Annotated in this window: 26 protein-coding genes; 16 read left to right on the forward strand and 10 right to left on the reverse strand. The window is 56.6% G+C overall.

The annotated features are described in order from the left end of the window. The first annotated feature begins 48 nt into the window (after positions 1-48). From WC370_01580 to WC370_01605, 6 genes are all read left to right on the forward strand, one after another. Positions 49-609, forward strand: coding sequence for a flavodoxin family protein (locus WC370_01580; protein MFA5308160.1), 561 nt, complete (start codon positions 49-51; stop codon positions 607-609). 157 nt (positions 610-766) lie between these two features. Next, positions 767-1189, forward strand: a complete 423-nt coding sequence (locus WC370_01585; GenBank protein ID MFA5308161.1) for a MaoC family dehydratase N-terminal domain-containing protein — start codon at positions 767-769, stop codon at positions 1187-1189. A gap of 79 nt (positions 1190-1268) precedes the next feature. Then, positions 1269-1703, forward strand: a complete 435-nt coding sequence (locus WC370_01590; GenBank protein ID MFA5308162.1) for a MaoC/PaaZ C-terminal domain-containing protein — start codon at positions 1269-1271, stop codon at positions 1701-1703. A 649-nt stretch (positions 1704-2352) separates the two neighbouring features. Then, on the forward strand, positions 2353-2763 hold the full coding sequence (locus WC370_01595) for an archease (protein MFA5308163.1): 411 nt from the start codon (positions 2353-2355) through the stop codon (positions 2761-2763). Positions 2764-2786: 23 nt separating this feature from the next. Continuing rightward, a complete protein-coding gene (locus WC370_01600) occupies positions 2787-4244 on the forward strand; it encodes an RtcB family protein (protein ID MFA5308164.1) in 1458 nt (485 codons plus the stop codon). A 26-nt stretch (positions 4245-4270) separates the two neighbouring features. Then, complete coding sequence (locus tag WC370_01605; protein MFA5308165.1) at positions 4271-4534, forward strand: hypothetical protein; 264 nt, start codon at positions 4271-4273, stop codon at positions 4532-4534. A gap of 31 nt (positions 4535-4565) precedes the next feature. Here WC370_01605 and WC370_01610 read toward each other — a convergent pair whose 3' ends face one another. Continuing rightward, the gene (locus WC370_01610; protein MFA5308166.1) at positions 4566-4985 is read right to left on the reverse strand and encodes a hypothetical protein; all 420 of its coding nucleotides are present in this window, start codon (positions 4983-4985) and stop codon (positions 4566-4568) included. A 224-nt stretch (positions 4986-5209) separates the two neighbouring features. Between WC370_01610 and WC370_01615 the strand changes: the two genes are divergently transcribed. Beyond that, positions 5210-5950, forward strand: a complete 741-nt coding sequence (locus tag WC370_01615; GenBank protein ID MFA5308167.1) for a hypothetical protein — start codon at positions 5210-5212, stop codon at positions 5948-5950. A 9-nt stretch (positions 5951-5959) separates the two neighbouring features. Continuing rightward, positions 5960-6727: a TatD family hydrolase gene (locus WC370_01620; GenBank protein MFA5308168.1), complete on the forward strand. Its 768-nt coding sequence runs from the start codon at positions 5960-5962 to the stop codon at positions 6725-6727. Here WC370_01620 and WC370_01625 read toward each other — a convergent pair. From WC370_01625 to WC370_01640, 4 genes are all read right to left on the reverse strand, one after another. Then, complete coding sequence (locus tag WC370_01625; protein MFA5308169.1) at positions 6716-7777, reverse strand: DUF4325 domain-containing protein; 1062 nt, start codon at positions 7775-7777, stop codon at positions 6716-6718. The genes WC370_01620 and WC370_01625 overlap by 12 nt on opposite strands. Before the next feature lie 513 nt (positions 7778-8290). Further along, positions 8291-9697, reverse strand: a complete 1407-nt coding sequence (locus tag WC370_01630; protein ID MFA5308170.1) for an MATE family efflux transporter — start codon at positions 9695-9697, stop codon at positions 8291-8293. Positions 9698-10189: 492 nt separating this feature from the next. After that, positions 10190-11419 (reverse strand): CoA transferase, encoded by a 1230-nt coding sequence (locus WC370_01635; protein MFA5308171.1) that lies wholly within the window; start codon positions 11417-11419, stop codon positions 10190-10192. Between the two features lie 144 nt (positions 11420-11563). Further along, positions 11564-12775, reverse strand: coding sequence for a CoA transferase (locus WC370_01640; GenBank protein ID MFA5308172.1), 1212 nt, complete (start codon positions 12773-12775; stop codon positions 11564-11566). 302 nt (positions 12776-13077) lie between these two features. Between WC370_01640 and WC370_01645 the strand changes: the two genes are divergently transcribed. The 8 genes from WC370_01645 to recN all read left to right on the forward strand — a co-directional run bounded on the left by WC370_01645 (position 13078) and on the right by recN (position 19799). Continuing rightward, positions 13078-13569 carry a MarR family transcriptional regulator gene (locus tag WC370_01645; protein MFA5308173.1) on the forward strand — a complete coding sequence of 164 codons (492 nt, stop codon included), beginning with the start codon at positions 13078-13080 and terminating at the stop codon, positions 13567-13569. An 83-nt stretch (positions 13570-13652) separates the two neighbouring features. Next, positions 13653-14201: a 2-oxoacid:acceptor oxidoreductase family protein gene (locus WC370_01650; protein MFA5308174.1), complete on the forward strand. Its 549-nt coding sequence runs from the start codon at positions 13653-13655 to the stop codon at positions 14199-14201. Further along, positions 14195-14491 carry a 4Fe-4S binding protein gene (locus WC370_01655; protein MFA5308175.1) on the forward strand — a complete coding sequence of 99 codons (297 nt, stop codon included), beginning with the start codon at positions 14195-14197 and terminating at the stop codon, positions 14489-14491. Before WC370_01650 ends, WC370_01655 begins: the two co-directional genes overlap by 7 nt. Continuing rightward, positions 14481-15680 (forward strand): hypothetical protein, encoded by a 1200-nt coding sequence (locus WC370_01660; GenBank protein ID MFA5308176.1) that lies wholly within the window; start codon positions 14481-14483, stop codon positions 15678-15680. Before WC370_01655 ends, WC370_01660 begins: the two co-directional genes overlap by 11 nt. Positions 15681-15683: 3 nt before the next feature. After that, positions 15684-16610: a thiamine pyrophosphate-dependent enzyme gene (locus tag WC370_01665; GenBank protein ID MFA5308177.1), complete on the forward strand. Its 927-nt coding sequence runs from the start codon at positions 15684-15686 to the stop codon at positions 16608-16610. Positions 16611-16812: 202 nt separating this feature from the next. Beyond that, on the forward strand, positions 16813-17187 hold the full coding sequence (locus WC370_01670) for an endonuclease domain-containing protein (protein ID MFA5308178.1): 375 nt from the start codon (positions 16813-16815) through the stop codon (positions 17185-17187). A 482-nt stretch (positions 17188-17669) separates the two neighbouring features. Continuing rightward, on the forward strand, positions 17670-18041 hold the full coding sequence (locus tag WC370_01675; GenBank protein MFA5308179.1) for a DUF72 domain-containing protein: 372 nt from the start codon (positions 17670-17672) through the stop codon (positions 18039-18041). A 3-nt stretch (positions 18042-18044) separates the two neighbouring features. Continuing rightward, complete coding sequence (recN, locus tag WC370_01680; protein MFA5308180.1) at positions 18045-19799, forward strand: DNA repair protein RecN; 1755 nt, start codon at positions 18045-18047, stop codon at positions 19797-19799. Positions 19800-19860: 61 nt separating this feature from the next. Here the strand turns inward: recN and WC370_01685 are convergent, their stop codons facing one another. From WC370_01685 to WC370_01705, 5 genes are all read right to left on the reverse strand, one after another. Beyond that, complete coding sequence (locus tag WC370_01685; GenBank protein ID MFA5308181.1) at positions 19861-20661, reverse strand: head GIN domain-containing protein; 801 nt, start codon at positions 20659-20661, stop codon at positions 19861-19863. 29 nt (positions 20662-20690) lie between these two features. Continuing rightward, positions 20691-21635 (reverse strand): sensor domain-containing protein, encoded by a 945-nt coding sequence (locus WC370_01690; GenBank protein MFA5308182.1) that lies wholly within the window; start codon positions 21633-21635, stop codon positions 20691-20693. Next, the gene (locus tag WC370_01695; GenBank protein MFA5308183.1) at positions 21628-21996 is read right to left on the reverse strand and encodes a PadR family transcriptional regulator; all 369 of its coding nucleotides are present in this window, start codon (positions 21994-21996) and stop codon (positions 21628-21630) included. Before WC370_01695 ends, WC370_01690 begins: the two co-directional genes overlap by 8 nt. Before the next feature lie 451 nt (positions 21997-22447). Next, entirely contained in the window at positions 22448-23131 is a 684-nt protein-coding gene (locus WC370_01700; GenBank protein MFA5308184.1) for a TIGR00730 family Rossman fold protein, read from the reverse strand. A gap of 30 nt (positions 23132-23161) precedes the next feature. Next, complete coding sequence (locus tag WC370_01705) at positions 23162-24568, reverse strand: MBL fold metallo-hydrolase (protein MFA5308185.1); 1407 nt, start codon at positions 24566-24568, stop codon at positions 23162-23164. Between the last annotated feature and the right edge of the window lie 122 nt (positions 24569-24690).

The raw sequence follows: 24690 nt of genomic DNA on the forward strand, positions 1-24690 counted from the left end.
TAACTGCGCAAATGCAGATATGCGTAATATGAAGGCGGGAGGTGAGCCATGAAAGCCATCGGCATCGTCGGCAGCCCCAGGAAAAACGGCAACACGGAAATCCTGACCGCGCATTGCCTGAAAGCTATCGCCGGGGAAGGAATAGAAACCGAACTGGTGCGGCTGGCCGGACTGGATATCCGGGGCTGTAAAGCCTGCGGCTACTGCCACGAACATAACGGCGAATGCTCCACCAAAGATGACTTCCAGCCGGTGCGCGATAAAATGCTGGCGGCGGATATCATCATCGTCGGCTCGCCGGTGTACTACGGTTCGGCCACGGCTTTGGTAAAAGGCCTGCTGGAGCGGGCGGGCTTCACCTCGCGCGGCAAATACGCCGGCAAAGTGGGCGGGCCGCTAACGGTGGCGCGCCGGGCGGGACAGAACTTCACCTTCGCCGAGCTGCTTTTCTGGTTCCACATCAACGGCATGATCAACCCCGGCTCCATTTACTGGAACGTGGCTTTCGGGCGGGAAAAGGGGGAGGTGGAAAAAGACGAGGAGGGCCTGCGCATCGTTTGGGAGTTCGGGAAGAACTGCGCCAGGGTGGCGCAAAAGCTGCGGGGATAGTACCACAGGGCTATTCCTGATGCCCCCAAACCACCGCCTTTTTCATTTTAACGCGTTTGGCGGGCTGTCAGGCGGGGGGCCGGGTTACTAAAACTGGTCATTTTATCCAGCCCCGGGTTATAATGGGGTGTCGCTAAGCAAAAACGGAGGCGCTGTCTTGCCGGAATCGGTCATCACGGAAGAACTGAACAGCCTGCTCAACGTGGAGCTGGGGCCGGAAGTTTACGAGATAGAAAAGGGCATGCTCCAGAAGTTCGCCGAGGCTATCGGCGACGAAAATCCGCGCTGGCTTAAAGAAGCGCCGCCCACTTTCCCCGCCGCCCTCGTCCCCAGGACGCTGCTCCACAAGCTCTTTAACGCGGATATCCCCCTCAAGCGCCTGCTCAACGGCACCTCCGAGCTGGAATACCTCCGGCCCATCATGGCCGGGGACGTTATTTCCGTCACGGCTAAACTTATCCGACTGCGCCAGGTGCAGGGCTCCGAAGGCCCCACCCTCTTCATGTTCACGGAAATGACTTTCACCAACCAGCGCGGCGAGGTGGCGGTGAGGGGCAAAAATACCTACATCAAGTACTGAACTCCTCTCCCTTGAGGGGAGAGGGACTGATTTGTCATTCCGGCGCAGGCCGGAATCCAGGAGGGGATAAGGGGACAAAATGCCGGAACAGGTCTATTACGAAGATATAGAGGTCGGCGCGGAGCTTCCGGCGCTGGTCAAGTACCCCACCACCATGCAGCTGGTGAAATACGCCGGCGCCTCGGGCGACTTTTATCAGATACATTATGACAAGGACTTCGCCCTGGCCAATGGGCTGCCGGGCATTATCATTCACGGCTGGCTGGCGCTGTCTTTCTTGGGGCAGATGCTGACGGACTGGCTGGGAGACGGCGGCACGCTGGTAAAAATGAGCGGCAGCTACCGGGGCATGAACAAGATCCACGAGGACATTATCTGCGGCGGCAAGATAGTCAAAAAGTACGAAGAAGACGGCAAAAACCTCGCCCGACTGGAAATCTGGGCGGAAAACCCCCAGGGCGGTAAGACCGTCACCGGCAGCGCGGTGGTAGCCCTCCCCTCCCGTCTTTCCTGAAGCGTAAATCCTCAGGTGCGTACCTGCGCAAGTCCTCAACGCCGTCATTCTGACGAAGGTCAGAATCCACTAAAACAATTCGGCACTCTTTAAGCGCCTTTGCTGGATTCCAGCCGGAGTTTACACTGAACGAAGTGAATGTGCTGTACTGACGAAAGAGCAAATGCGCAGATGCGCAATAGTAAGCCCTGTCCTTGCTAAAAACCGCCGCTCACCCTGAGCCCGTCGAAGGGTGAGTAACCAGGGTCTTCCGTGGTGTGCCAACCCGTCCCCTGGCTTTCAGCGTAATGCCGTAAATGAGTGACTGCGCATTTGCGCAAAACACTGCCCTGTCATTCTGACGAAGGTCAGAATCCACTAAAACAATTCAGAATACTTGAGGGTCGCGTGATGGCTTCCCGTTTCCGCAACACTGACGCAATTGAGGATATGCGCAACTACGCACCATCACCCTCCGTCATTCCGGCGGAGTGGCAGCACGCCGGACTTTGACTTCCGGCGGTGGCGGGGATATGATGAAAATCCAGGGCGGGCAAAACTGGCGTCCGTAAATACTCACCTGAGCATATGCGCAACTGCGCAATATAGGATAATAAGATAAAATACCGCTCGTGGTGAGCCTGTCGAACCATGAGTGGCTTGAGGCAACATGAAGCGATTCGAGCTTATAGAGCATACCGCGGACACCGGGCTGGCCGCTTATGGTAAGGACCTGCCGGAGGCTTTCGCCAACGCGGCTTACGGCATGTTTGCCATCATCGCGGAGCTGAAGGAAGTAAAGGAATCGGAGTCCCGCCGCCTGGAAATCAACGAGGACAACCCGGAGAACCTGCTCTTCGAGTGGCTGAACAGCCTGCTCTATTACTTCGACGTGGAGATGATTTTGTTCAAGAGGTTCGATATACTGGAATTCAGCGAAAACCACCTGGCGGCGCTTTGCTACGGGGAAAAGTACGACCCCGCCCGCCACCGCCTCAGGACGGGCATAAAGTCCGCCACCTTTCACCTGCTGGAGGTGGACGCGGAAAAGCACCGGGTGCAGGTGATATTTGACGTATAGCCGTCATGGCGAGGAGTGCCTTAATGCCGCAGTGGCGCGGTAAGCTGGAGAAAATAGACGAATATCGCTGGCTTATCCCCAGGAGCTATAAGCCGGGCATGCGCGTGGATGGCCTCATTTACGCAAATGCGCAAATGCTCAACCACATCATCGACGACCAGGCGCCGGAGCAGGTAGCCAACGTGGCCTGCCTGCCGGGCATCGTCGGCCGGTCCCTGGCCATGCCGGATATCCACTGGGGCTACGGCTTCGCCATCGGCGGGGTGGCGGCCATGCGCGTTTCGGACGGCGTGATATCGCCGGGCGGGGTGGGATTCGATATCAACTGCGGCGTGCGCATCCTGCGCACCAACCTGACTAAAGAAGAAGTCATGCCGAAGATTAAGGAGCTTGTAGACGCTCTCTTTAACGCCGTGCCGTCCGGGGTAGGCTCTCAGGGCGCGGTCAAGCTGCGCGCCGGGGAAATCGATGAAGTGCTGGTAAAAGGCTCGCGCTGGGCGGTGGCCAGGGGGTACGGTCGTCGGGAAGACCTGGACACCACCGAAGAAAACGGGGAGATGAAGGGCGTCGATCCCTCCACGGTCAGCGGCCGGGCCAAAGAGCGCGGCGCCCCCCAGTTGGGCACGCTGGGCTCCGGCAACCACTTCCTGGAGGCGGCGTTCGTGGACGAAATTTATGACGCCGCCGCCGCTAAAGCGATGGGCATCGAGCGGCTGGGGCAGGTGATGCTTTACGTTCACTGCGGCTCGCGCGGGCTGGGCCACCAGGTGGCGGTCGACTACATCAAAACGATGCTTAAAGCCATGCCGCGGTACGGCATCGAGGTGCCGGACAAACAGCTGGCCTGCGTGCCGGTCAAAGCGCCGGAGGGTCAGGCCTACCTGGCCGCCATGCGCGGCGCCGCCAACTATGCCTGGGCCAACCGCCAGTGCATCACCCACTGGGTGCGGCAGGCTTTCTGCCGCGTCATGGGGATAAGCGAAAGTGAAGCGGGGCTCCAGCTTATTTACGATGTCACCCACAACATCGCCAAGATAGAGGAGCATATGGTAGACGGGAAACCGGAGCAGCTCTGCGTGCACCGCAAGGGCGCCACCCGCGCTTTTCCCGCCGGCCACCCGGACCTGCCGCGGAAATACGCCGCCACGGGGCAGCCGGTGCTTGTCCCCGGGGACATGGGGCGGATGTCTTACATCCTGGCGGGCACGGAAAAGGCCATGCGGGAGACCTTCGGCTCCACCTGCCACGGCGCGGGCAGAATGGCCAGCCGCTCCGCCATGAAAAAACAGCTCAGCGGCCGGGACGTTTTGAACGACCTCGCGGCGCGGGGGGTTATCGTGCGGGCCGGCAGCCTGCCGGGACTGGCGGAAGAGGCCCCGGAAGCCTATAAGGACGTGACGGAGGTGGTGGGGGTGGCCCACGGCGCCGGCATCTCCAAAAAAGTGGCGCGCACCCGGCCGATGGCGGTGGTCAAAGGATAAAATAAACGGTAAGGCGCACAAAAAATATGAACGACCCTGAATACACAGCCGGTCAGAGAGTTAAAATAGTCCCGGTGTACGGCCACGACCCGGAGGTGGACCGATTGCTTGGCGTTTTGGCGGATAAAAAAGGCGTGGTGGCAAGGTATTACTGCATCGGGCGGGACGAAATGCCGGACCGCATCAAGATGTTCGCTTATCCGGACTACGTTTATTCTTACGATATCCGCCTGGATAACGGCGATATTTTACGGGGCATCCCGGAAATCGCCCTGGAGGCTGATGCGTAAACGCGCAGTTAAGCAGATGCGCAAATGCGCATTAATCATTGGGCAGGATTCTTTCCGGCTCCTTAACGTACCTGGACGCCAGCGTGCAGTGCACGAACAGCACGGGCTTGTCCACCCGCTTGAACTCCAGCGGGCAGTGAATCATGCCGGCGGGGATGTAAACGGTGGCGGGGCTGGTAATCTTATGTATCTCCCGCTCCTCCCCCAGACCGATTTCTATATCCGCCCCCAGCTCCCCCATATTGTCCGCGTCGAATGACATGAAATAGAGATACATATCGAAGTCGTGGGAGTGGGCGTACTCCTCCATTAAAGTCGGCTCCGTGATGCGCAGGAACATGATGGTGAAATCGGAGCCGTATTCTTTGTCCCCGGTGTAGATAAACTCCGGGCCGTAGCCGCCGGCGGCCACCGGTTTTTGGATAACGTATTTGCCGTACTTGCCCGCCATAGATTTCCTCCTTAAGCCGGTCCTTCCCGGGTGCGCGTGATGTTATCAAATAATAGGGAGAAGGCCGGAGGGAAGTCAATGTGCGGCCGGGGCATGGTGAGCAATAGCGCAACTGCGCAAATGCGGATATACGGACATGCGGCGTTACCCGCGTTTCCCGGACTTTATGTTATTATATTTTGAGGCGGAGGGGCGGCAAAGCGAAGGAAAAACGGGGGTAAGCGATGAAGGGATACAGGTTTTTATTAATCGTTGGCATTATCTGTCTGGCGGCTTCCGGGCTGCTGTACTTCCTGCACTTCAGCATCTTCCATGACTCGCACCATATTTTTATTTACCTGCTGGGAGATGTAGCCTATCTGCCGCTCGAAGTGTACCTCGTCGTCGTCGTTATCGAAAGGGTGCTGGCGCGGCGGGAGACACAGGCGGTGCTGTACAAGATGAACATGGTGATCGGGGCTTTTTTCAGCGAAATCGGTAACGATTTGCTGGCCGACCTCGTTAAGCATTTTGACAACCGCGAGGAAATTTCCCGCAACCTGAACATCACCAAGGACTGGACGGCCAGGGACTTTAAACGGGCGGACGCCTTCGCCTTCAAGTTGAAAATCGACCTGGATATCAGGAAGATAGACCTGGAGGCGCTGAAAAAATACCTTTCCGGCAAGCGGATGTACCTGCTGACGCTGCTGGAGAACCCCAATCTGCTGGAGCACGACCGCTTTACCGATTTGCTCTGGGCGACCACCCACCTGGACGAAGAGCTGGAAGCCAGGCCTTCTTTGCAGAACCTGTCCGAGGCCGATTTGCAGCACCTGGCGGTGGATATGGAGCGGATGTACGACCACCTGGCCAGCGAGTGGCTGGACTACACGCAGCACCTTAAAGCCGTCTATCCTTTCCTCTATTCCCTGGTCTTGCGCACCCACCCGTTCCAGGCCAAACCATCGGCGGCGTTCGCCTGAAGGATGAATATGATGAGTCTGATAGATACCCACGCCCACCTGGACGAGATAGAAGACCTGGACGTGGTACTGTCCGAAGCTAAAGAGGCCGGGCTGACCGGAATTATCGCCGTGGGGCAGGATTTGGCGTCCAACGTTAAAACGCTGGAAATAGCCGCTGGATATCCCGGGTTCGTTTACCCCGCCCTCGGCCTCCACCCCTGGAATATCAAAGAGTCGGAAATCGGGGCGAGTCTGGATTTCATCCGGGAAAACATCGCTAAAGCGGTGGCGGTAGGGGAGGTGGGGTTGGACTATCATAAGCGGGTGCGGGCGGCGGCGGATAAGGACCTGCAAAAACGCGTTTTGCGGGAGCTGCTGCGAATCGCCGCGGAGCATGACAAACCGGCCCTTATGCATACCCGCTACGCCTGGCGGGACGCTTACGACCTGGTGCGGGAGGCGGGGCTGAAGAAAGCCGTCTTTCACTGGTATACCGGCCCCTCAAGCGTTCTGCGGGATATCGTCGCCAGCGGCTGCTATATTTCCGTGACGCCCGCCATTGAATACCACGAGGAGCACCGGCGCGCGGTGAAGGAAACGCCGCTGGCGCAATTGCTTCTGGAGACGGACAGCCCTGTAACTTACGGGCGGGGGCGGGAGGGAGAGTTTAAAGCGACCCCGGCGGACGCGGCGCGGTCGTTAAGAGGGGCGGCGGCGCTGAAGGGCATCAGCGAGGCGGAGCTGGGGGCAAAGACCGCGGAGAACGCGGGGAGGCTATTCGGGCTAAAGATTTAGTTTGAATTTATTGCGGTCTGGTGAGTCGGTCATTACTCTTTTAATCATGTTCTCAACTTCTTTGCTGGCTCTAGCCCAAACTATTTCAATATTGGGATGCTCGTTTTTAAAAACTCTGAAAATCTCATCGGCAAACGCTTGACCGATATAAGCTACCCCGTGAAAGTCCAAAAACACTTCCTTAAATGGTTCCAATCTGGCTAATACTCTTTTCGCTTGTGAACGAGAAACAAGTTGCTCATTGCCGTACCTGGCTAAAGCAACGGGAACATGAGTCTTGCTAAAACTGTAATCGTCACTGGCAGCCGAATATTTGTCAAATACTTTGTTTATCGTACGGGAAGATTGATTGTTAATAGACATGATAACTAAGGTGCCTAATGTAGGCTTTTCGTTTTGCAGCAGCCAATTTTCTTCGGTGCCTTGAGTGTGAGAAAAGCAAAGAGACCCTGACATAATATTAAACTCATCAAACATCCTTGAGGTGAAGAATATTCCTTCTCCGGTATGATGAGCTTTGTCTGTTGTTAGCTTCCCCTTGGTAAGTTCAAGTACTGCGTGTCTTTCATCCTCCAAATGTAGTCCCGCAGTAATCTTTTTAAATATCCCTATACCATTATCCATGACCCATAGTTTTATTTTATTCGGAAACAAACATAAAGCTGCTATACCTGAACTGCCTTCCGAGTGTTCAATGACATTATTCATCATTTCTGTAAAGCCGTAATGGCAAATATCTAAAACGTTTTCTTTGCTGTCTTTTAGTAAAGGGAGGATGTTTTGGTGCCAAAACTTATCATCTTCCAGATCAGGTGAAATATGAAAACTAAATCGTTTTTCAAGTAAGGGCAGAAGTGTATATTGCCTGTTTCTGGTATTACCCTCCGCTTTAATAAAACCATCACTTATCAGTTTCATTAAGTGGCGATGGACAGACTGGCGTGATACGCCAAACTTTTTGGATACGATATTACTAATTGACTTGGGATTATCTTCAACGTTGTTTATGATGAATTCTGCGATATCTTTACCCGTATGTTTTCTTTTCATATACTATCCTCATTATATTGTCAACGAGTGAAGGTTTCATTGTCAACATATTTAGTTAATATTGTAAACAAATCTCTATTGTATTGTCAACATATAGATATATGATTGTCCCAATTTCCTATAACCCTTGCGCCGCCGTAAGGTTTTTAGGTATAGTGATACTCGCCGGGGGAATGGAAAGGGAATAACTAACTGGTGTTCGCTATTAAACGCAGGCTTGAAAACAGAATCAAAAGCAAATAAAGAACAATAGTACGTTATTGAAATACGCCGTATTTCGGAGGCTGGGGACCATGTCGGGCGTACCTGAAAAGGATAATAAAGAACGGCTGTTCACTTTAGGGGTTTGATTCAAGATTGGAGGCCGCAGCCATGCCGGGGGAGTCGGGAAAAGGCAATAAAGAGCGCCTGTTCGTTATAGATGCGGGCTTGCGGGCGGAAGCGGACGCGATAAGTGTTGGGCGTGGTGGCGGCGGACCAAAACCTGAAGACTTGCTCATTACATTCCTCCTGTTACACCCCCGTTAAAGCCGGACGGTCTATACCTGTTTTGGGGAAATCCGGGTCCAGGTAGCCCCGCCGCTTGTGCATCCGGTACTCCCGGAAAATAAAGACGAAGGACACCACCGCGTTCAGGGTATCCGTAATCGGCCAGGAAATCCATACGCCGGTAAGACCCCAGAGCCAGCGGCACAGGTACAGCAGCGGCAGGAAGATGGCGAACTGCCGGATGAGCGAAAGCGCCAGCGCGGTAGTGCCCCGTGACAGCCCCTGGAAGGCGGTGGTGACCAGGACGGACACCCCCACCAGCACCATGGATATCATCGAAATGCGCATGGCGGTCAGCGCGGTGGCAAGCAGCTCCGGCTCCTTGCTGAAGATGCCGATAATCTGCGGCGCGAATATTTCTATCAGGACGGAAATCACCAGCAGCAGCGCGGAAATCCCGCCTATCGCCAGTTTGACCGCCCGCCACAGGCGCTTGTAGTTTTTAGCGCCGAAGCAGAACCCGATGATGGGCAATATCCCGTGGGACACCCCCATAATCGGCATATAGGCGAAGTCCGATACCCGTATCACGATGCCCATGGAGGCAATGGCCACCGACTCGAAAGAGGAGATGACCGTGTTCAGCAGCAGAAATACCAGGCTTTCCGTAATCTGGAAAACCGCCGTCGGCGCGCCCACGCGGTATATCTCCCTTATGATGGGCCAGTCCGGGAGCATGTGGGCGAATTTAATACGGAAGGCGGTTTTCCCGGCGAAAAGGAAGCCCAGCCCCAGCAGGGCCCCGCAGGCCTGCGCGATAAACGTGGCCCAGGCCGCGCCGCGCACGCCCATTTCCGGGAAGGGCCCGAGGCCGAGAATCATCAGCGGGTCCAGCACGATGTTCACCACGGTGGCGAAAATCATGATCACCATGGGCTTCATGGCATCGCCGGAACCGCGGTATAAACTGCTCATCAGCAGCGCCACAATCATCAGCGGCGCCCCGTAAGAGGTAATCGTCAGGTATATCTTGCTGTACTCCAGGATATCCGGCGTGGCGCCCATCAGGGGCAGGATATCGTCGGCGAAGAGGACCGCCACCATGATAAAGAGCAGGCCCCACAAAGCGCTGAGAAAGAATATCTGACCGGCGACGCCGTTGGCCTGGTCGGCTTTTCCCTCTCCAAAGCGGCGGGAGACCAGCGCGCTGATGCCGATGCCCGTCCCCCCGCCGATGGCGTAAAAAAGTATCTGGTAGGGGAAGACTATCGTCAGAGCGGCGATGGCCTCGTGGCCGAGCCGGCCCACCCAGATGGTATCCACGATGTTGTATAGACTGGTGGTTATCGTCGAGGCTATGCCGGGCAGACTGAGCGCGATAAGCAGCTTGCCCAGGGGCGCCGAGCCGAGACGTTCCGTGTATTCTTGCATATATTCCTCTTAAAATGCGTAAGCATATTTACAGATATGACAACATGGGAAAACGACAACGGATGAGAAATATCCCGGCGATGGTATCAGGGGTAATGTCTTCCGGCTAAAGGGATGACGTAGCCGCCGGTAGCGGCAACAGGTAACCCGTCCGCCGAAAACAAAGGATAATTCCGGGATTGCCGGAATAGAAAGATATCAGTAGTTCCAGGCAGAACTGGAAAGACCGTCCACCCACAGGGTAAAACCACCCAGAGCTGTCGGTATAAGCCCGGCTGTCATTTACACCGCCCTTTACTCCCGCGCGAAAAAGAAGTCAGGGCTTATTATACTATATAAAATAAATATATGCTACCGGCTTTTATATTCGGGAGGCGGGAGGGGCTCTTACGGTCGCGCCGCCCCCTTTCCTCCACTGACAACTGTCAACTACAAACTGTAAACTATTAACTGTTAACTACAAACTGTCAACTGTAAACTCTAAACTGTAAACTACTCTAACACCTTCTCTTCCGTCAGCTTTTGGATTTCCTCCGCGGACAACCCTAAAAGCTCCCCGAAAACGTAGCCGTTATGCTGGCCGAGCAGCGGCGGCGTCCCGTAGTTTCCCTCGGCATAGTCGCTGAAGCGTACCGGCAGCCCGGCCAAAACCTTGTCCCCCAGCACCGGGTGGTGGGGCTTTTTGAAAAACCCCCTGGCTTCCAGGTGCTTATCGTGGGTAAGCTGCTTGGTGCTTAACGAGGGTGTGGCCGCTATACCCGCCCGCTGGAGCATCTCGGCCAGCTCGTAAGCGCCGTAGCGGCGCGTCCATCCGCCTAAATGTGCGTCCAGCGCCTCCTGGTTATCCCAGCGGCTGAGCTCGTCGCTGAACTCCGGGTTATTCGTCCACTCCGGATTGCCCATGAGCGCGCAGAGGGATTCCCATTCTTTTTGATTGGCCACGGCCAAAGCCAGCCATTCTTCTTCATCGCCGGTGGTTTTGCAGGGATAGCACCCGTGGGGGGCCATCGCGGCGTCACGGTTCCCTGTGCGCTCCCCGGTATTGCCGTTGATCAGGTAGCCCATCACCATTTCCCCCAGGAAATTGGCGTTACCCTCGATCATGGCGGCGTCTATCTGCTGCCCTTCCCCGGTCCGGCGGTGGTGATAAAGGGCGGTTAAAATGGACACCGCGCCGTGGATGGCCTGGGCGCCGTCCGTCCAGGGAGAAACGCCGATGACGTTAGGCTCGCCGCCGGGGTAGCCGTTGGTGAAAGTGGCGCCGGTAAAGGCGTCCACGATTTCCGCGTAGGCCGGGCGCTCTTTATGGGGGCCGCTCCGCCCGTAGCCGCTCCCCGCGTAATAGATGATATCCGGTTTGATAGCCTTCATTTCCGTGTAGCTCAGTCCCCACCGCTCCAGCACCCCCCCGCCGAAGTTCTCGGTCACCACGTCGCATATCCTGATAAGCTTTTTGGCCAGCTCCCGGGCCTTGGGGGTGGTCATGTTGAGGGCGATGCTTTTCTTGCCCCAGTTGAGGGAGGCGAAAGCGCTGCCCACGTTGGGGCCGGTGCCGGCCAGGCCGGGCGGGGCGCCCACCGTCCGCATATAGTCGATTCTCACGCTCGTTTCCACCTTGATGACCTCCGCCCCCATGACCGATAGCCATTCCGTGGCATGCGGCCCGGCCCACATCTGGCAGAAGTCCAGTACCCTGATTCCTTCGAGCGGTAGTTTATTCATTTTTATCTCCCCGTTATCAAGCCTGGTGCGTGAACGGTTTTATCTAAAATCTCAAAAATTAAAAATCAAAGCTGATTCTTGCCTTCGGGAAACTATCTATGGTTAGCCCGAATCCATCTTTTATCTTTGAACTATGTTTTTGATTTATATTATTCCCCCCTGCCTCATGCGCACCAGCTGCTCCCGGGTATATTTCAGCATCCCGCAATAGACCATTTCATTGTGCTCCCCGAGCAAAGGCGCCGGGCGCTCTATGGCCGCCGGGGTGGCGGAAAGTTTGAACGGCGCCCCGGGATATTTAAGCTTCCCGGCGATGGCGTGGTCGATTTCCCGCCAGAAGTCCCGGAAAGCCAGCTGCTCGTCGCCGACCAGGTCTTCGACCGAGCGCACCAGCGAGCAGGGGACGCCGTGCTCCAGCGCCAGGGCGTTTACCTCCTCCGCCGTGTGCTCCAGCGTCCACACCGTGATCAGCTGGTTAAGCTCGACGATGTAGCCGTTGCGCAGCAGGGGATTGGCGAACATTTCCTCTTTGGACCATTCCGGGTCGCCCATCATCTTGACCACCAGGTGGTAATGCGGCCCTATCCAGATAACCACGTAGCCGTCCTTGCAGGGATACAGAAAGCCGCCGAACTTCTTGCGGCCGAACTCGCGGGAGGGATTCTCCTCCATGACGCTATAATAGGCCAGTTGCTGGCGGCAGATGGAAGCCAGGGCTTCCTGCCGGGACACATCGATGTGCTGACCCCGCCCCTTATCCCCCCGCCCGATAAGCGCCCCCAGCGTGCAGGCGGCGGCCGTCAGGCCGGACATGAAGTCCGCGGCATGGTTGGCCACTTTCAGGGGAGGCAAAGCGGCGGTGTCCTTGACGCCCTCGTCCGGATTGCCGAAGGCCTCGGAGCTGGCGTGGAAGCTGATAAGGTCGCTGCCTTTATAGTCTTTAAACGGGCCCGTCTGCCCGAAGGGCGTGATGGAGGTCATCACCAGGGCGGGGTTTATCTCTTTAGCTTCCGGGTAGCTCAGTCCCAGCGCCGCCATCTCCTTGACGGCGTGGTCTTCTATCAGGACATCCGCCCATTTCAGCAGCTCTTTGAATATTTTCTTTCCGGCGGCCGACTCCACGTTAAGGGTTATGCCTTTTTTGTTGGTATTCAGGAACAGGAAAAGCCCGCTTTTCTCCGGGTGGGGGAGGTTTTCCGGGAATGGCCCCCAGCTGCGGGCTTTATCGCCGCTGCCGGGCTTTTCCACCTTGATAACCTGCGCCCCCATATTGGCCATCAGCTTGCCGCAGTAAGGCCCGCTGACAAAATCGCTGAACTCCACCACCTTGACATCGGATAGCGCCTGACGTTCCATCCCCGCCTCCTTGTAAAGCCGGATTTATCCCCGAATATAAATATACTTAATAACGAGCGTGAATGGCAAATGGGGCGGGGGTGGAAATGCGCTCATGGTGAGCGGGAGAAAAACCCTGGGAATAAATAAGCGCCGTTAAATTCATTCTATATGGAATAAAAACCCGCGGTAATATGCGCCCGGTTTTAACGCTCCGGTACGTAATAAAGCACGTTATCGTCTTGACAAAGCGGCCAAAAACCTATAATATAGTTCTAAGTGGAACATAAATAAAATCCTCCGTATATTCCGGTAAACAGCCCATGACTACCGAAAAAGCTGGCAAAAGAACCGATAAAACCCCCCTGGGCACACTATTATCCATCCTCATGTCCTTCGAGGTGCTGGCGCGCTACCTGGAAGTGGAGCTGCGCCCCCACGAAGCCTCCCTCATCCGCTTTAACATCATGAGCACCCTTTTCAAAAACGGCGGCGAGATGACCCCCTCGGAGATAGCGGAGAGCGTTTTCCGGGAGAAGAACTCCATCACCGCGGTCATCAACACCATGGAAAAGCAGGGCGTGGTGCGCCGCGAGCCTTCCGCCAACGACCGCCGCTCGGTGAAGATTGTCATCACGGATAAAGGGTGGAAGGAAGCCAACCGTTTGAGCCCCATCGCGCAGGAGCTGAGCCGGGAGGCGCTGTCCTCCATGGACAAAGACAAGATAGAGGAGCTGGTGGAGACCATGCGGGCGCTCCGGGAAAGCCTTTTGCCCCGCATCGCCAGAGTATCCGGCAACGGCAAACGCCATTGACATATTTTATAAAAAGAGCAGGTTTTACAGCGGAACCGTGATACGCCAACGCTGAATACGTAAAATGAGGGGATTATGTAACTGTGAAAGAGATTAGGATTCATGGAAGGGGCGGGCAGGGAGCCGTGCTGGCGGCCAGAATGCTGGCCAGCGCCTTCGTGACCGAGGGCAAGTATGTCGCCAGCTTTCCCATGTACGGCTTTGAAAGACGCGGCGCGCCGGTAGTGGCTTTCACCCGCTATGATGAGAAACCCATCAGGGAAAAAACGCAGATTTACAATCCGGACTGCATCATCGTCATCGACCCCGGCCTTTTAACATTGCCCACGCTTTTCACGGGGTTAAGGGCGGGCAGCGCTTTTATTCTCAACAGCCTCAAAAAACTGCCTAAACAGCCCAATGAAAACCTGACCATCGGCGGCGTGGTGGATGCCACCGGCATCGCCGTTAAGGAAATCGGCCGGGACATCCCCAACACCTGTCTGCTCGGGGCTTTCGCCGCGGCCACCGGCTGGCTGAAGCTGGACTCGATTCTCGCCTGCCTGTCGGACTACCTCAGCGGCGATATTCTCCAGCGGAACCTGAAAAGCGCCGAAAGAGGCTACCATGAAGTGGAGGTAACCAAATGGTAATCAAGCATAAATGGATTTTTAAGACGGAAAGCCCGTGGTCGGACGCCAACCAGCTGATGCTTAAGCTGGATACCGGCAGCTGGCGCACCGAGCGCCCGGTGCTGGATAAAGCCAAGTGCAACTACTGCGGCCTCTGCGCCATTTATTGCCCGCCGCAGTGCCTGAAAGACAAAGGCGACCACTATGAAGTCGACCTTGCTTTCTGTAAAGGCTGCGGCATCTGCGCCAAGGAATGCCCCAAGGGGGCCTACACCATGAAGCCGGAAGGAGGATTCGCCAATGAAGGCTAAAAAAGGCAAAGTTAGCGTCATGACGGGCAACGTCGTCGCGGCCAACGCGGCGCGGCTGTGCCGTCCTGAGGTAGTGTCCTGTTATCCGATTACCCCCCAGAGTGAAGTAGCGGAAACGATTTCCGGGTTCGTGGCGGACGGCCTGCTGGACGCGGAAATAGTCGAAGTCGAAGGCGAAAACTCGGCGATGAACGTGCTGCTGGCCGCCAGCGTGGCCGGCGCCCGGACTTTCACCGCCACGTCTTCCTACGGCCTGGTCTATATGTATGACGCCATTTTGCAGGCCTCCGGCTACCGCGTGCCGGTGGTCATGGTCAACGTCAACCGGGAGACGCCCGGCATCCACGCCGTATCTTCCGGCCAGCAGGACATGATATCCACCCGCGATTCCGGCTGGGTGCAGATAATCGTGGAAAACAACCAGGAAATCATCGACCAGATTATCATGTCCTACCGCCTGGCCGAGGACTACGATATTCAATTGCCGGTTATGGTCAACTATGACGGCTACTACCTCTCTTACCTGTCGGAAGCCGTAGAGATGCCGGAACAGGAGGACGTGGACGCTTTCCTGGCTCCCCTGAAAAAGCAGCCGCAGCGCCCCCGCCTTATCCCCGGGGCCTCCACCGGCGCCGGCACCCACGGCATGGAGATGGGCTACGTAGAAGCTCGCTACAAGCACTGGACGGCCATGGACCGCGCCAAGCAAAAGGTTGATGAAATAGATAAAGAGTTCGGCAAATACTTCGGGCGGAGCTACGGCGGCCAGATTGAAGAGTACCGCACCGCTGATGCCGACTTCGTTATCCTGGCTTCCGGCAGCGCCGCCGGCACCGCCAAAACAGTGGTGGACGCCAAGCGGGCGGACGGGATAAAGGTGGGGCTGGTCAAGCAAAGACTGTTCCGGCCCTTCCCGGAAGAGAGACTGATACAGGCATTGAAAGGCAAAAAGGCCGTGGGCGTTATTGACCGCTCGGTCGGGTTCGGCTGGAAATACGGGCCGATGTGCGCCGAGCTTAAAGCCATCGCCCCGGCTATCGGCGCCCCGCCCATCCTGAGCTATATCGACGGCCTGGCCAATCTGGATATAACCATCCCGCATATCAGCCGCGTGGTCGATGAAGTCGGCGCCGCCGCCAAGGGTAAAGCTTACCAGGACGTAACCTGGATTCCGATGGAAGAGGTATAAGCGATGGTAGAAACGACGAAGAAGAGAAACAGGGTTTTCGACTATTTTTGCGAGGAAGAGCAGTTCTCCGGGGGCGTGGCCTGGTGCGCCGGCTGCCCGCTGGAGCTTATCGCCCGCACCGTGCCTAAAGTGCTGGGCAAGGATATGGTTTTCGTGGGGACGCCTTCCTGCTCGGCGCCCGTTTTGCACGGGCAGAACATCGGCGCCTGGCACAAGCTGTCTTATCTCGCCTGCGTGATGACCGGCGTGGCCTCCAGCGCCACCGGCCTTTCCCGGTACTTCCGCCGCACGGGGCAGGACGCCACCGTGGTCGCCTTCACCGGCGACGGCTGCGCCACGGACATCGGCTTCCAGACGCTGAGCGGCGCCGCCGAGCGGAACGAGCACTTCATCTACCTGGCCTACGATAACGAGGGCTACATGAACACCGGCAACCAGCGCAGCAGCTCCACGCAGAAGGGGGCCGCCACCACCACCACCCCGGTGGGCAAGATTAGCCAGGGCAAACCCACCGCCCAGAAAAACATGACCATGATTATGCTGATGCACAAGCCCCGCTATATGGCCACCGCCACCCCCAGCCATATGGAGGACTTTGTCAAGAAGCTCAAGAAGGCCCAGGAAATGGCCAAAGAGGGCTTTGTTTACCTGCACGTGTTTTCCCCCTGCCCGGTGGGCTGGCGCATAGACTCCAACCAGGTCATCGAGGTCTGCCGCACCGCCGTGAGGACCAACTACTTCCCGCTCTGGGAGGCGGAAAACGGCAAACCCAGGCTGACGCTGGAAGTAGCCAGTCCCAAGCCGGTTACGGATTTCACCAAGCTCATGCGCAAGTTCTCGCACCTTAAAGAGGACGGCATCGCTGAATTGCAGACACAGGTGAACGAACGCTACGCCCTGCTCAAGACGCTGGTAGACGCTTACAAGTAGCGCAAATCCGCCAGCCAGTTTTTAAAGAGGGGGGTTACGGCCCCCCTCTTCCTTTTCCCCCCGGTTTCCGGCCTCGCCCGGTGTATCGCCTCCTCTCTGCCAGCGGAGAGGAGGCCGGGAGAAAAGGTCAGGCCCCTCTCTCCGTTGACAGAGAAGGAGACAAAAGATACGATAGTTTTAAATATATACCGGCAGACCCAAAATGAAACAACAAGCAAATAGATGGCGTACTTATCCGGATTTATGGGAAAAGCTGAAGCCCATTGCCCATGAAAAGAGAAATGAACCTACCGGGGCGGAAAAAGAGCTTTGGCAACACCTGCGCATGCATCGATTACATGGTTTGAGCTTCAGAAGACAACATTGTGCAGGTCAATTCATTGTTGACTTCTATTGCTCCAAAGCAAAGCTGGTTATAGAAGTAGATGGAGAAATACATCAATATCAAGCAGAAGAAGATAAAATCCGGCAAGAATATTTGGAAAGCCTTGGACTAAAAGTATTACGTTTTACAAATAATGCAGTCTTGAATAATATAGAAGAAGTTATAAGGGTAATTGAAAATTACTTGCCTTGAACTCTCTATTGCCTCCTCTCTGCTTGCGGAGAGGAGGACAGGAGAAAAGGTCAGTAAACAACCCGCATTCCTTCTATTTTTGTATTCGCTCATACCTTTTCTGCCCGCGGAGAGGAGGTCAGGAGAAAAGGTCGGGATGCAGGGTCGGCAGCGTCAAATACCTGTTTAAAATCTTCCCCGTCCCTTATATAATAACTAAGGATTTCCGGGGTTCCTGCCCGCTTGTTTTTCAAAAGTTGACATAAAACAATTGCCCGGAAAGTGAAAAATACCGGAACGATTCATAGCTGAATCGTGAAAAGAGCTAAAAAAACAATAAAACGAATTGAAGCTGAAAACACCGGAAAAACACCGTTTCAGCTTGCAAATAAAAATATTAAAAAACAGCGTTTTTACAAAACGAATCGTAGCTGTTTGGCGTTACCCTTCCCCCTCCCTTTCATCTTCCCGCCTGTTTTCGTATAATTACCGGAGGAGGCGGTATGTCCTCTTCCGGCGGCATCTATATCGGCACCTCGGGCTGGTCTTACCCCAAGGGTGAGGGCGCCTGGAAAGGGTATTTTTACCCGGGCGGCCGGATTAACGAGTTGGAATATTACAGCCGGTTCTTCAATACCGTGGAGATAAACAGCTCTTTCTACCGCCCGCCGGACCCCGGCTACGTTTACAACTGGGCGCGGCGCGTGCCGGCGGGGTTCCTTTTCACCTTCTTCAACAACCACTGGCAGGCCTGCGCGCCCCGCAACGCCAACGACCTCAAGGCGGCCTTGCGGCAGCCTTACCAGCAGATACCCATGAACCTGGAAATGATGCGGAATACGGACGGTACGGAAAATAAAGAGAGGGCGGCCTGAAGCATGCTGGACGAGCTGGCGGTTAAGGACTTCGGCATTATCGAGGCGATAAACTGGAAGCCGGGGACGGGGCTTAACGTCATCACCGGGGAGACCGGCGCCGGCAAGTCCCTGGTGGTGGACGCGGTGGAGGCTTTGCTGTCCGGTCAGGCGCGGGAAGAAGATATCCGCCACGGCGCCGCCGGGGCGCAGGTGGAGGGGATTTTTCATTTGAGTGAAAGAGAGACCGAAGGCGCTCTGAAGCACTTGCTGGCGGAAAAGGGGCTGGGGGCGGGGGAAGATAGCCTGCTGCTTTCCTGCGATTTCCGCCGCCAGGGCCGCACCACCCCGCGGGTGAACCGGCAGGCGGTATCCCGGGCGCTTTTAAAGGAAATAGGGTGCGCGCTGGTGGATATCCACGGCCAGAGCGAGCACCTTTCCCTTTTGAACAAGAGCCACCACCTGGACTACCTGGACGCCTACGCGCATATGCTGGAGAAGCGGCACGCCTTTAGCGGTAAAGCCCAGGAGCTGCACCGGCTGGAGCGTGAAATAGCGTCGCTCTCCCGTGATGAGCACGAGCTGGCGCGGCACATAGAGCTGCTCAATTTCCAGATTGAAGAAATACAGCGGGCGGAGTTACAGGAAGGGGAGGAAGAGTCCCTGCAGCAGGAGCTCACCCTGTTGATGTCCGCGGAAAAGCTGAAAGCGACATCTTACACCGTTTACGGCATTATCTATGGCGAGGAGGGCGTCATGGGGGTGGCCTCGGCGGTGGACAAGGCCAACGAGGCCCTGCCCCTGCTCAAGCAGATGGCGGAAAAAGACCCCTCCCTCCAGCCCAGGCTGACCTACCTGGAGGATATGATACACGGGCTGGAAGAGACCGCCCGGGAGCTGCATGCCTACGGGGACAACCTGAGCTATGACCCGGAACGGCTGGAAGAGGCGCAGAACCGGCTGGAATTGCTGAAAAGCCTGAAAAGGAAGTACGGCGGCTCCATCGGGGAAGTGCTGGCTTACCTGGCTAAAGCGGAAAAAGAGCTGGCGGGGCTTTCCTCCTCCGGGGAGCGCCGCGAGCAGCTGCAGTCGGAGCGGGAGGCCCTGAAAAAAGAAATGGGAGCCCTGGCTTCAGCGATTTCCCGGGAAAGGACGCGCGCCGCCCGCAAGCTGGAAAAGGTGGTCAAGAAGGAGCTGTCCGAGCTCAGCATGGGGCGGGTGGACTTCGTGGTGGATATGAAGCAGGAAGAGACGGCGGAGGGGATACCCCTGCCGGAGGGCGGGATTTGTAAATTCACCGGCAGCGGCGTGGACGAGGTGGCTTTCCTGGCGGCCACCAATCCCGGCGAGCCGGCCAAAGCTTTGGATAAAATAGCTTCCACCGGGGAAATATCCCGCTTTATGCTGGCGCTGAAGAGCGCTTTGGCGGAGGCGGACACCATCCCCGTCCTCATTTTCGACGAGATAGATATCGGCATCGGGGGGCGGAGCGGGGAGGTTATCGGCCGCAAGCTGTGGCAGCTTTCTCTGCACCACCAGGTGATTTGCGTGACCCACCTCCCCCAGATAGCCGCTTTCGCGGACGCGCAGTACCGCGTCAGCAAACAGGCCGCCGGGGACAGGACGGTCAGCCACATAGAGACATTAGACGGCGATATGCGCTGCCGGGAGATTGCGGTGATGCTGGGCGGCCCCGGCTATACGGAGAGCGCCCTCCAAGCCGCGCGGGAGCTGATTGAGAGCGCCGCCGACTGGAAAAAGGAGTTGCTGAAAAAATAGAGCGCGCGACGGAACACTTGCGTACGTCCGCGGCCGCGCGCCCTTTGAGGGGAAGGCTGTTTTAGTCCTTTATTTTTGCTTGCTTTAAGTCCGATGCGCCCGAGACGTCCTGTTTGCCCAGCGTGGGATTCCCCAGGTACTCCAGCGTGGAAGCCCCGCTAAGGTCGACGTCCAGTCTGCCCTTAACCTCCAGGTGGGCGCTGCTGGCGCCGCTTAATTCAGCGTCGGCATTATTTACCGTAAAATAAAACAGTTCGGCATGGCTTGCCCCGGAGCCGTGGATTTTGATGTCCCCGCCCGACCCGGTAACATTAATGTCGCTGGCGCCGGAAAGGTCGATATCGCAACCGGCGGCGGTCAGGCGGCCGCCAACCGAGCTGGCCCCGGATATTTCCGACGTAAAATAGCCTGTTTCCATGTCCATATCAAGATTGCTCGCCCCGGAGAGTTTCAGCATGAAATCCTCCGCGGACTTGAATCCCGTCGCGGTTCCCTGGCTGGCGCCGGATAAATTCAGCGACTTCAGCACGGGCATGGTGATGGTGACCTTCGGGTTGTTAAGCCACCACCAGGAAAAAGACCAGCCGTCCAGGGTGATTTTTAAAACACCGCCCGTTTCGGCGATGCGGATACGGTCCATGATGTTCTCGCCGGCGGTGATGTTGACGCTGTAAGTGTCCGCCCGGACCACCTCCAGCTCAAAGGCATTTCCCACCTCGACGCCGGTGAAATCGGTAAAATCATAACTGCGGGAGGTGATGGGGCCGTTTTTTTCCGACATGTCCACCCGCACGCAGCCGGTAAACACTGTCAGCGATGCCAGTATCGTTATAAGCATTAGTCCGATGATGAGTTTTCTCATTTTCATTCCTCCCGGTGTTGCTCTCTCTTTTATTCCCTTACCAGCATCACTTTGGCGAATCCGCCATGCAGTCTCCCGATGTGCTTTATCAGGTGCATGGTGGCGGTCAGCAGCAGCACGCCGCCGATGACGGCGAACGGCATAGCCCACGTGGGGGTGAAATAGCCGTAGTCCCCGGAGATGAAGCTGGGCAGCCCCCAGACCAGCTCCGTGACGGGCTTGAAGACCAGCCACAGCGAGCAGCTAACCAGCGTGACCACCACCGTGAAGTAGAAGATGCCCAGCGGCAGCTGTAAAATCATGTAGATGACGGCCGTCCAGGTCTGTCTTTCCGCCAGCAGGTTCTTGAATTTCTGCCACCACCCGATGTCCTTGCGGGAAAACAGGGGGCGGTGCGGCATCCTGACGCCTATCAGCGCCTCGACAAGCCTCCCCTCCAGCAGCGCGATGCCCCGGAACGATAATAGGAACAGCCCGAAGATGGGTATCCCTATAATCAGCACCAGCAGGCCGGCGGAAAGGGATATCCCTGTCACCGCCCAGGTGAAGTAAACAATGCCCGTCACCAGGCTGAATATCAGGTAAAACAAAGCCCCCCAGGCCCGCGGCTCGGCGAAAACGCCGAAGAATTTGGCGAAGAAATTCCGCGTATCCGGCGCGCGCGGCGCCGCCGCCACCGGAACAGGGGCCGCGACCGGCGCTACGGCTTTTACCGCCGCCCTCCCGAAGGCCGGGGGGGTGCGCGACTCTATTTCTTTATAGGCGGCGGCTACTTCCCTGGGCTGGCCGTAACGCTCTATAATCGGCGCCAGCGCCTCGGATTCGGAAAGATGGAGTTTCCCCTGCGCGGCGGCGGCCAGGGCCGTCCTGAGGTATTCCTCGGCGTCCGAGAGGGCATCCTGCATGGTGGCGCGGTCGCTTCCGGCCAGTTCCTGCTTCAACTCGGCCAGGTATTGCTCGACACTGTTAATCATCTTCCCCTCCTTTGAGAACGGCGTCCACGAATCCCCTGGTCTGGTGCCAGATTTCTATCCATTTGACCAGGGTCTGGCGGCCGGAATCGGTAATCCTGTAATAGCGGCGGGGCGGGCCGGAAACGGAGGGCTCCACCTCGCTTTGCAGTAGGCCGGTGGCTTCCAGCGACCTCAATACCGGGTAGAGCGCCCCCTGCTTCATGATATCCACGTCCTGCGTTCTGGTTTCTATCAGTTTGGCAATCTGGTAGCCGTACATGGGACCGGCGGCATTATCCATGACGCCAAGCAATACCAGCGCCGCCGTCCCGCTGTTAAGCTCCTTCTGGAACTTTTTTACTGCTTCATTAATTTCATCCATTGAAGCACCTCCAACGCAGCCATGCGGTTTCCCGGCGCATTACTGCGGACATATCAGGCATTTGCACAGTATTATTAATCTGAAAGCATTGTGAATTAACCAGTACATATAAGTTAATAATAGTGGTTGGTTAACAATAAGTCAATCAGGGGGAAAGGGATAGAGGAGATACCATCGGTAGTGGTGAAGGTAGAAACGGAAAGAGGTCACGAAAACTAGCAAAAATAGATGATTATCTGATGATATCTACGAATATCAATATCTCCGGTATTTATAAACCGGATTTGTTAAAAAACGATAGCGCCCTGAATGACATAAAGGGTATCGGGGAAAAGGGGTGACTTTAGCCCCACCCCGCCCCGGGATTCTTCGGTCGTTATGCTCCCTCAGAATGACAAGTGGGAGAGATGCTTCGCTTTGCCAGGAATGACAGGTAGAAAGAGGCTGAAAATTATCTCTGCAAAGCCTTCTGGCCGGTCACTTCCTGACGCGTGTACCACTTTTGCACGGCCTCGGCCACTTCCGCCGGGGAATCGATAACCCTCAAAAGGTCGAAGTCTACCTCGGAGATATGGCCGTGGGCCAGCACGGTGCCCTTAAGCCAGTCCAGGAAACCGCCCCAGAACCCCCCGGAGAACATGATGATGGGGAAGGGCTTAATCTTTTCCGTCTGCATCAAAGTGAGCACCTCGGTCAGCTCATCCAAAGTGCCCAGCCCGCCCGGCATGATGACGAAGGCGGTGGCGTACTTGACCAGCATGACCTTGCGCACGAAGAAGTGGTGAAACGTGATGGTACGGTCGGCGTAGATATTGCAGCTCTGTTCCACGGGGAGCTTGATATTCAGGCCCACGGACTTGACCCCGGCGCGCCGCGCCCCCATGTTGGCGGCCTCCATTACCCCCGGCCCGCCCCCGGTCATAATGTTGAAGCCGCCCTTGCCCAGCCGGTAGGCTATCTCCTCGGTCTGGGCGTACCACTTGTTGTCCGGCTGGAGGCGGGCGGAGCCGTAAACCGTTACCGCCGGCTCGATGTCCGCCAGGCTGTCGAACCCCTCCACGAACTCCCCCATGATGCGGAACAAACGCCAGGACTCTTCCTTGGCCAGTTGATTTATTTCATAGTCGTTGTTCATAAGGCCCCCCCTGAAATTCGAAGGCGAAATCTATGCCAGGTTAACGGTGCTGCCGTAGGTGGGCACCGTGCAGTCGTACCCGGTCTTTTCGTGCAGGAAGCGGCAGAACTGCTCGGCGGACTCTACTTCCCCGTGGGTGATGAACACCTGCCGGGGATTGGCGGAAAGGGCAGAGAGCCAGCGCAGCAGCTCGTCCCGATCCGCGTGGGCGGAAAAGCCCTGAATCTGGGTGATGCGGGCGCGGACGGGGTACTGCTTGCCGTGGATTCTGACCGTTTTGGCGCCGTCCAGTATGAGCCGGCCCAGCGTGCCTGCCGCCTGGTAGCCCACGAACAGCACGGTGCATTCCGGGCGGGATATATTGTTGGCCAGGTGGTGCTTTATGCGTCCGCCGGTGACCATGCCGGAGCCGGCGATAATCATCGCCGTGCCCTTGATTTCATTAAGGGACTTGGACTCCTCCACCGACTCCACCATTTTAAGGCCGGGGAAATTGAAAGGCGATTCATGGCGGCGGAGCAGGTCGCGCATTTTAGTATCGAACAGCTCGGCGTGTTTCCGGTAAACCTCGGTTATCTTGATGGCCATGGGGCTGTCCAGGTAAACGTCCAGCGGCGGGATGCGTTTTTCCCGCAGCAGGTTGTTGAGGTAGTAGAGAATTTCCTGGGTGCGCTGCAAAGCGAAGCTGGGGACGATGATATTGCCGCCGGAGGCGAAAGCCGCTTTCACGATAAACGCCAGGTCCTGGCCGATTTCCTCGGTGCCCGTATGGGCTCGGTCGCCGTAGGTGGACTCCATCACCACGTAGTCGAGATAGCGGAACACGGAGGGGTCGTGCAGCATGGGGCGGTCCCAGCGCCCTATGTCTCCGGAAAAAACGATGCTGCGCTTTTCCCCGCCCTGGCTTACGCGCAGCTTAATCATCGACGAGCCCAGTACGTGCCCGGCGTCGAAGAAGGTAGCCTCGATGCCCTCCCCGATGTCTATGGTGCGGTCGTACTCCACCGGCGCGAACAGCTTTAGAGAAGCCTCGGCATCGGCCACGGTATAGAGGGGTATTTCCGGGAAGGGGCCTTTCCGGCCCTCCCTGATATGCCGTTTTTTCTTGTAGGCGGCGTCCTCTTCCTGCAAATGGGCCGCGTCCAGCAGCATGATTTTAGTGATATCGGCGGTGGCCGGGGTGCAATAGACTTTGCCGCGGAACCCCTCGCTGACCAGCTTGGGCAGTAGGCCGGAGTGGTCTAAATGGGCGTGGGTCAGCAGCACGGCATCCAATTCTTCAGGGTTGCAGCGGAAAGGCTCCCAGTTGCGCTGCTGGAAGTCCCTTTCCTGGAAGAGACCGCAGTCCACCAGGAACTTGGTACCGTTGGTCTCCACCAGGTAGCGCGAGCCGGTTACGTTGCGGGCGGCGCCCATAAAAGTCAGGCTGATATTCATCGTCATTCGCCCCGTTTTCCATTCATGATAACACCTGCGGGGCACAGATACCAGTTTCCCCCGACCGATAACCGCTAACTGTATAACCGCCGCCCCCTTGCCTATATATGGATATACGTATA

Source organism: Dehalococcoidales bacterium, assembly GCA_041652735.1.
Classification (GTDB): Bacteria; Chloroflexota; Dehalococcoidia; order Dehalococcoidales; family RBG-16-60-22; genus RBG-13-51-18.